The 2474-nt window shown below is 70.4% G+C and carries 1 protein-coding gene and 1 tRNA gene; both read left to right on the forward strand.

Features of this window, described 5'->3' with window-relative positions:
• Positions 1-46 precede the first annotated feature (46 nt).
• Positions 47-120, forward strand: a tRNA-Pro gene (locus G6030_RS10790).
• 110 nt (positions 121-230) lie between these two features.
• Positions 231-2321, forward strand: coding sequence for an acyl-CoA dehydrogenase (locus G6030_RS10795; RefSeq protein ID WP_182643121.1), 2091 nt, complete (start codon positions 231-233; stop codon positions 2319-2321).
• Positions 2322-2474: the final 153 nt, after the last annotated feature.

The following is a 2474-nucleotide window of genomic DNA, read 5'->3' on the forward strand; positions in this document are numbered from 1 at the left end:
TTCGCGATTCCGGCCACGGGGCGCTACAGTAATCCTCGTTGTCGACCGGGGTGTGGCGCAGCTTGGTAGCGCGCTTCGTTCGGGACGAAGAGGCCGTGGGTTCAAATCCCGCCACCCCGACAATGGGAGGGCCCGGATCACGTGAGTGGTCCGGGCCCTCCGCTCATTTCCCGCCGCGCGGCAGCGATCTACCGGTGCACAGCGCGGACGACACTCCGTATTCTCGTGGCATGACCTCCGAGACCGACGTCCAGAACGCCGCCACTTCCGGGGATTCCGTGCCCGAGAACGGCGCGCCGGTGCACCCCAATTTCGGCCGCATCACCACCACCGGCGCCGGGGACCCTGCCGTCGCCGCCGCACTGCAGAAGGTCCTCGACGGGACCTGGGCGGACGCGCGCGAGTTCACCCGGGACTCCATGACCCCCGACATGCTCAACCCGATCGGGCTGACCATGGAGGAGCACCGCGACCACGTCCTCGCCCAGCTCCAGCGGCTCGCGGACTCGGGGATGCCCAAGCTCGGCTTCCGCGCGGAGGACGGTGGCACGGGCGACACCGGCGGCGCGTTGACGTCGTTCGAGATGCTCGGCCACCTCGACCTGTCGCTGATGGTCAAGGCCGGCGTCCAGTGGGGCCTGTTCGGCGGCGCGATCGCCAACCTGGGCAACGCCGAGACGCGCAAGAAGTACCTGCCCGACGTCATGTCCCTGGACCTGCTGGGCTGCTTCGCCATGACCGAGATCGGTGGCGGCTCGGACGTGCAGAACCTCGAGACCACGGCGACGTACGACCGGGAGACCGGCGAGTTCGTGGTCAACACCCCCACCCCCAGCGCCGAGAAGGCGTACATCGGCAACGCGGCCCGCGACGGCCGGATGGCGGCGGTCTTCGCGCAGCTCATCACCCACGAGGACGGCGAGGAACTGCGCCACGGCGTGCACTGCCTGCTGGTGCCGATCCGGGACGAGTCGGGCAACGACCTGCCGGGCGTGCGGACCACCGACCACGGCCACAAGGGCGGCCTGCAGGGCGTGGACAACGGCCGCATCTGGTTCGACAACGTGCGTGTGCCCCGCGAGGCGCTGCTCGACCGCTTCGGTGCCGTCGACGAGAACGGCACGTACTCCTCCCCCATCGATTCGGTGGGGGCCCGCTTCTTCACCATGCTGGGCACGCTCATCCGCGGGCGCGTCTCCGTGGGGGCGGCCTCCGGCGCGGCCGCCCGAACCGCGCTGGCGATGGCCGTGCGGTACTCGCTGGTCCGTCGCCAGTTCGACCACCCGGAGACCGGTAAGGGCATCCCGCTGCTCGAGTACCGCGAGCACCAGCGCCGTCTCATGCCGCGGATCGCCCGCGCCTACGCCTACGCGTGCGCCCAGAACGCGATCATCGCCGAGCTCGACGAGTTCGAGCGGAACCCGGAGGCGTTCGACGAGGTCAAGCGGCGTGAGATGGAGACCCACGCGGCGGGCATCAAGGCCACGGTGACCGCGTTCGCCAACGACACCATCGTCGAGGCCCGTCTCGCCTGTGGCGGCGCGGGGTACATGGCGGAGAACCGGATCACCGAGCTGCGCAGGGACTGCGACGTCTTCTCGACCTTCGAGGGCGACAACGTGGTGCTCACGCAGCTCGTCGGCAAGGAGCTGCTCACCGCCTACGCGTCCGAGTTCGGGAACATGGACCAGCGCGAGACGGTGGCGTTCGCGCTCGGCACCGCCGTGGACGTGGTGCAGGAGAAGGCCCGCGCCTCGACCCTGTGGCAGAAGCTCGTCGACGCGGTGACCGACCGCGAGCACACCGATCTGCTCGACCGCGGCAACCAGCTCGAGCTGCTCGTCGACCGCGAGGAGCACCTGCTGGAGACGGTCGCCCGCCGGCTGCGCAAGGCGCAGGGCGAGGACGGTTCGGCGGCGTTCAAGGTGTTCAACTCGGCGCAGGACCACCTGCTGCAGGCCGGCCGCGCGCACATGGACAGCTGGGTGTTCGCCCGGTTCGCCGAGGCCGTGGACGCCTGCGAGGACCCGGAGGCCAAGGAGGTCCTGGGCATGCTGTGCGACCTGTACGTGCTGGACATCGTGGACCGCGACAAGGGCTGGTTCCTCGAGCACAACCGGCTCACCACCGAGCGCACCAAGGCGGCCACGGCGGCCCGTAACCGCCTGTGCACGAAGCTCGCGGGTCGCGCGCGCACGCTGGTCGACGCGTTCGCGATCCCCGAGTTCGTGTTCGAGGTCCCCATGCTCACCGACGGCGGCGTCGACACGCTGACCGATGAGCCGGCGGACGAGCACGAGGTCGCGGGCCTGGCCGACTGACCTCGCGCGACCCCGTCGTCGAGAAGAGCGTTCCGCACACGTTTCCCGAGAGGAAGGTGTGCGGAACGCTCTTCTCGTTGCGGCGGGCCCGGGCCGCCTCGACGCGGGACCGACCGGCGGGCCCGGGGCCGCAGCGGCGCGGGACCTACCGGC

This window comes from Dietzia sp. E1 (assembly GCF_014145015.1).
Taxonomy (GTDB): domain Bacteria; phylum Actinomycetota; class Actinomycetes; order Mycobacteriales; family Mycobacteriaceae; genus Dietzia; species Dietzia cinnamea_A.